The following is a 5,536-nucleotide window of genomic DNA, read 5'->3' as shown; positions in this document are numbered from 1 at the left end:
CCTCCTCGTCGTACCCGGCCGCCGGCCGGCCGCGGGCGCTGGCGGCCAGCGCCTGCCCGACCTGTTCCGGCGCCATGGTGGGATAGCGGGCCTTGACCAGCGCGGCCACCCCGGCCACGAGCGCGGTGGCCGAGCTGGTGCCCTCCGACAGCTCGTAGCCGCCCTTGCGCTTGACGATGGGCACGCCGACACCCGGCGCGGCGACCAGCACCGACAGGTTGTCGCTGCTGAAGGTCGCCCTCTTGCCCTGCTTGTCCACGGCCGCGACGCCGATGACACCCGGATAGCCGGCCGGGAAGCTCCAGTACGAGGTGGCGTTGTCCTCGGCGTACTTGGTCTGGCCGTCGTTGCCGACCGCGGCCACCAGGACGACGCCCTTGCCCAGCGCGTACGACACTGCCTCGCGCTCGGACCTGAGCGGCCCGTACGAGCCGATCGACATGCTGATGACCTTGGCGCCGTGGTTGGTGGCGTAGCGGATGGCCCGGGCGAGCGGGCTCTCCAGGGAGGTCTGCTCCTCCTCCTGCTGGGGGTCGATCGCGCCGCCGCCGGGGTCCTCGTCCACGTTCAGGGCCAGGGACAGGATGCTCGACTCCGGAGCCACGCCGATCAGGCCCTCGTCGGCCCCGGACCCGGCGATGAGCGCGGCCATCGCGGTGCCGTGCTTGCCGGGCTTGGCCTGGCGCTCGACGGCGGAGGCGGTCATGTCGGGGCCCGCCGTGACGCGCCCGCGCAGCTCCTTGACCTGGCCGTCCACGCCGCTGTCGACGACGGCCACGGTGACGTTCTTGCCTTTGGTGACCGTCCACGCCTGCTCGATGTTGAGCGCGTCGAGCACCCACTTCTGCTGGTCCCTGACGGGCACGGCGGCGTGCGGCAGGGCGGCGTGCGGCAGGGCGGCGGGGGCGGTCAGCGCCAGCAGCGCCGCGGTCAGCGCCTTGGCGGCGGTCAGCACACGTTCCCCTGGGTGCAGGGCGGGACCTTGGGCGGGTCCGCCAGGAAGTAGGCGATCTGGTTGCCGATCGACTTGGCCGCCGGCCACAGCTCGCTGTGCAGGATCTCCTCGGGCGCGACGGCCGCCCTGGTGCGCCCGTCGGCGTACCCCGCCGTCGAGAACACGACGTACGGTCCCGCGCCCACCCAGCCGGTGCGCTGGCGCTGGTCGACGCCGAACCGCTCGGTCACCGTGCCGGGGAAGGCCACGGGCAGCACGCCCACGCGGTCGTCCTGGGTGAGCTGCTCGGTCGCGGCAACGCGGGCCTCCTCGTCCTTGAGCACGGCCACGCCGACCGTGATGACGAACGTGGCCGTCTGGTCGACGTACGTGGCGCGCAGCATGGTCACGCAGCCGCGGTCGTCCAGGATGCCGGCCACCGAGGCGTCGACGGCCTTGCCGCACTCCGTCTCGGGCGCGATGCCGACGCGCCTGGCGTACTGCTGGGCCTTGTCCAGGCCCATGTACTTGACCTCCTGGGGGAAGACGCCGGTCGCGGGCCACGCCTGCCAGCGCCTGGCGATCTCCTCCTGCTTGTACTGGTTCTGCTCGGCGGCGGTCAGCGGGCGGGACCGGGTCTCGTTCAGCAGGCCCACCGTGCCGAGCAGCACGAGGACGGCCGACATGACCACGATGGTGCCCACGAGCGCCAGGAAGATCCGCCGATAACGCACGCCCTGCTGGAGCGCGGCCTGCTCGGCCCGCTCCTTCATCGCCGTGACGCCGCCGGTCCTGGCCGCCGGCCATGCGCGCACGCGAGAGCGGCGGCCGGCTGGAGCGCCGAGCGGGTTTCTCCGACCCGATGTGACTCCCCCGGCGCGCGGCATCCCCGAGATGGACCTACGTGCCTTCACCACCGCCTCGTTCCCGGGCTCGGTTCGTGTCTATTTCGTCCCCCTAAGTCCGCGGATCATGCGCGTCTGCCACCCCTGAGCCCTGCGTACGCGCCTGACCAGGGCGAACATGACCCACAGAGAGGAGAGCGCGCCGAAGGTCGCCGCCACCGTGATGGCGGCGTAGACCTTGACGCGGGACTCGTCGCGGCTGACGACCTCGATCGGGCCGGCCTGGCCGCCGCCGAGCGGCTGGGACGGGTCCTGTGCCTGCCCGGCCAGGGCCGTCTCGGTGTGGCCGGCGAGCCGGCGGGCCTCGTCGAGCGCCTTGGCGGCGTTGACCACGCCGAACCCCGTGCCGGTGTCGTAGCCGCCCGGGGGCCGGTCGGTCGCGCTCGCGGTCATGGCCTGGGCGACCAACGGCGGCGACATATCCGGATATTTGGCTTTAATGAGGGCGGCTATGCCGGAGACCAGCGCGGTGGCCTGCGAGGTGCCCCTGCCGACCCAGTACTCGTCGCCCGGGCCCGCGCCCATGATGTCCACGCCGGGCGCGGCCACCAGCACCGAGGAGTTCCGGTTGGAGAACGTCGCCCGCCGCAGCCTGCCGTCGGTCGCGCCCACGGCCACGACGCCGGGGAACGCGGCCGGGTACGAGAACGGCGCGTACCCGCTCGGCTCCGGCTCCCCCGCCCCGTCGTTGCCCGCAGCGGCCACCAGCACCACCCCCTTGGAGATCGCGTAGCGAACGGCCGCCCGCTCCTCCTTGGTCGCCAGATCCTTGGAGATCGACATGTTGATCACGTGGGCGCCCCGGTCGACCGCGTAGCGGATGCCTCTGGCCACCACGTTCTCGAAACGCTCCGCGGAGTTGAACTCCCTGAACCCGGGCTCCTCGTCCTCCAGTATCACCCGTACCGACAAAAGCCGCGCCTCGGGCGCGACGCCGATCACGCCGAGCTTGTTCCGGCGCCCGTGCCCGTGCCCGGCGATGAGGGAGGCCATGTACGTGCCGTGCAGCCGCCGCGCCGCCACGCCGGGCGGGTTGGCGCCCGCGGTGAAGTCCTTTCCCACGCTCACCGAACCGGCCAGGTCGCGGTGGCGCGGGTCCACGCCCGAGTCGAGCACGGCCACGGTGACGCCCTTGCCCTTGCTGACCCGCCACGCCTTGGCCAGCTCCAGCGTGCTGATCACCGGCTGCTGGCCGGCGCGCACGTCGTCGGCCAGCGCGGGCGCGGCCTCCAGCGCCGCCACCACGCACACGACGGCGAGAACCGCCGCCCGCCTCAGCATCGCCACTCCGAGGAGGAGCAGTCGGGCATCCGCGGCGTGCTCAGGTCGGCCAGGATCCGCTCGGAGATCTCGGTGGCGAAGGCGAAGATGGCCGGACGCTGCTCGCCGACCGCCTTGGCGGGCCGCCCGTCCACCTGTCCCGCCGTGGTCAGCACCAGGTACGGGCCCGCCTGGCGGACCGAGCCGGCCTGGCGTACGGAAGCCTGGAAACGGTCGGAGACCGTGTCCTGGAAGGCCAGCGGGCGCAGCCCCGGCACCGGCGCGCCGCCGAGCGGGAAGGCGGACTTGGCGCGCACGGCCTCCAGCTCGTCGGGCAGCGCCACCACGCCGACGGTGACGAGCACGCCCCGCAGCGCGTCGATGTAGGTGGCCCGCAGGACGGCGCGGCAGCGCGCCTTGCGCAGGGCCTTGGCCGCCTTGGCGTCGACGGAGCCCGCGCACGCGGTGAGCGGCGAGATGCCGACCCGACTGGCACGTTCCTGGCCGCCCTGCTCGGCCGAGTAGGCCACGCTCGCGGGGAAGATGCGGCCGCTCGCCCAGGTGCGCCAGCGCTCGGCGACCTCGCGCCTGGCCGCCGAGTGCAGCTCGGCCGTGCTGGGGCCCCGGGACAGCTCCGAGCCCGCCGCACCGGCCGAGACCCCGGCGGCCACCGCGCAGACAGTCGTCAGCACGGAGGCCGCCACGAGGGCGGGCCAGGGACGAGCGTCGTTCACGGCATCGACCTTAATGCGGGCGACCCGCCGCCATCCCGGTAAATCGCCTCAGTAGGTGGGCAGGCTCGGATCCACGGCCTTGATCCAGCTCAGGACGCCGCCGCCGACGTGCACCGCGTCGGAGAACCCGGCGTTCTTGACGATCGCCAGGGCCTCGGCCGAGCGGGCGCCCGACTTGCAGTGGAGCACGATGCGCTTGTCCTGGGGCAGCCGCTCCAGGGCCGAGCCGTTCAGGAACTCGCCCTTGGGGATCAGCGTGGCGCCCGGGATGGAGACGATCTCGTACTCGTTCGGCTCGCGGACGTCGACGAGGAAGATGTCGTCGCCGTTGTCCTGCATGGCCTTGAGCTCAAGCGCGGTGATCGTGGAGCCGCTGACCGCCTCGGTGGCCTCCTCCGACAGCGCGCCGCAGAAGGCCTCGTAGTCGTCGAGGAGCTGGGTCACCGTCGGGTTCTTGCCGCACAGCACGCACTCGGGGTCCTTGCGGACCTTGACGTCGCGGTACTTCATCTCCAGGGCGTCGTAGATCATCAGCCGCCCGACCAGCGGGTCGCCGATGCCGGTGAGCAGCTTGATGGCCTCGTTCACCTGGATGGAGCCGATGGACGCGCACAGCACGCCCAGCACGCCGCCCTCGGCGCACGACGGCACCATGCCGGGAGGCGGGGGCTCCGGGTAGAGGCAGCGGTAGCAGGGGCCGTGCTCGGCCCAGAACACGCTCGCCTGGCCGTCGAAACGGTAGATCGAGCCCCACACGTACGGCTTGCCGAGCAGCACCGCGGCGTCGTTCACCATGTAGCGGGTGGCGAAGTTGTCGGTGCCGTCGACGATGAGGTCGTAGGCGGAGAAGATCTCCATCACGTTGTCGTTGGACAGCGCCGTGTTGTGGATCACGACGTCGACCAGCGGGTTGATCTCACGGACCGTCGCGGCGGCGCTCTCGGCCTTCGGCCGGCCCACGTCGGACTGGCCGTGGATGATCTGACGCTGCAGGTTCGACTCGTCGACGGTGTCGAAGTCGATGACGCCCAGCGTGCCGACGCCCGCCGCCGCGAGATACATCAGCGCGGGCGAGCCCAGGCCACCGGCGCCCACGCACAGCACCTTGGCGTTCTTCAGCCGCTTCTGCCCGGCCATCCCCACGTCGGGAATGATCAGGTGGCGCGAGTAGCGGCGCACTTCGTCGACGGTCAGCTCTGCGGCCGGCTCGACCAGCGGTGGCAACGACACTTCTTTACGCTCCCGTTCCAGGGGGACCCATCTCCCTTGCCAACCTAGTTCGGCGATGGGGCATTCCCCAATCGCGTCTCACTGGTCAGACGCGGCCTTTGCCGGTGCGGGGGCCTTTTCCGGGGCGCTCCCGTGCCGCCGGGCGTCGGCGATCACGCGGCGGGCCTCCGCGGCCACGACGCGGGGCAGCTCCATCTGCGCCACGTGCCCGGCGCGCGGCAGCCACACCAGCCTGACCTGCCGGAACGTACGGGCTGCCTTGGCGGCCATCGCGGGGCGCACCAGGCGGTCGTGCTTGCCGTGGATGATCAGGGTGGGCGCCTGGACCAGGGCGGCCTGGCTCCACAGGTTGCCGTCGCCGCGCCGGAAGTACTCGGCCACGATGCCGCGCACCGAGCCGAGCATCGCCGCCGCGGTGTAGGCCAGGCGGTCGCGCCTGCGCAGCTCCTCCACGGCCTCGCGCAGGCGCGCGG

At 72.3% G+C, this 5,536-nt stretch carries 6 protein-coding genes; all 6 read right to left on the bottom strand.

Annotation, left to right across the window (positions count from 1 at the left end; translation table 11 throughout):
- A partial coding sequence (locus KME77_RS23685; RefSeq protein ID WP_219471135.1) for a S8 family peptidase occupies positions 1-955 on the bottom strand: 955 nt, incomplete at its 3' end.
- Positions 949-1,749, bottom strand: coding sequence for a hypothetical protein (locus tag KME77_RS23680; RefSeq protein ID WP_308250856.1), 801 nt, complete (start codon positions 1,747-1,749; stop codon positions 949-951). The genes KME77_RS23680 and KME77_RS23685, both read right to left, overlap by 7 nt.
- A 129-nt stretch (positions 1,750-1,878) precedes the next feature.
- Positions 1,879-3,120 (bottom strand): S8 family serine peptidase, encoded by a 1,242-nt coding sequence (locus KME77_RS23675; protein ID WP_219471134.1) that lies wholly within the window; start codon positions 3,118-3,120, stop codon positions 1,879-1,881.
- Entirely contained in the window at positions 3,114-3,833 is a 720-nt protein-coding gene (locus KME77_RS23670) for a hypothetical protein (protein WP_308250855.1), read from the bottom strand. Before KME77_RS23670 ends, KME77_RS23675 begins: the two co-directional genes overlap by 7 nt.
- A 48-nt stretch (positions 3,834-3,881) precedes the next feature.
- Positions 3,882-5,063 (bottom strand): adenylyltransferase/sulfurtransferase MoeZ, encoded by a 1,182-nt coding sequence (gene moeZ, locus KME77_RS23665; RefSeq protein ID WP_219471133.1) that lies wholly within the window; start codon positions 5,061-5,063, stop codon positions 3,882-3,884.
- A gap of 78 nt (positions 5,064-5,141) precedes the next feature.
- On the bottom strand, positions 5,142-5,536 hold a 395-nt coding region (locus KME77_RS23660; protein WP_219471132.1), incomplete at its 5' end, for an alpha/beta fold hydrolase.

The sequence above is a fragment of the Nonomuraea rhizosphaerae genome (assembly GCF_019396405.1).
Lineage (GTDB): Bacteria > Actinomycetota > Actinomycetes > Streptosporangiales > Streptosporangiaceae > Nonomuraea > Nonomuraea rhizosphaerae.
Note: the sequence above shows the minus strand (reverse complement) of the source record. Positions and strands in the feature narration are given on the sequence as shown.

Coding starts and splice junctions, on each gene's coding strand:
- KME77_RS23675 (WP_219471134.1), bottom strand. CDS start 3,120: ATGCTGAGGCGGGCGGCGGTTCTCGCCGTCGTGTGCGTGGTGGCGGCG.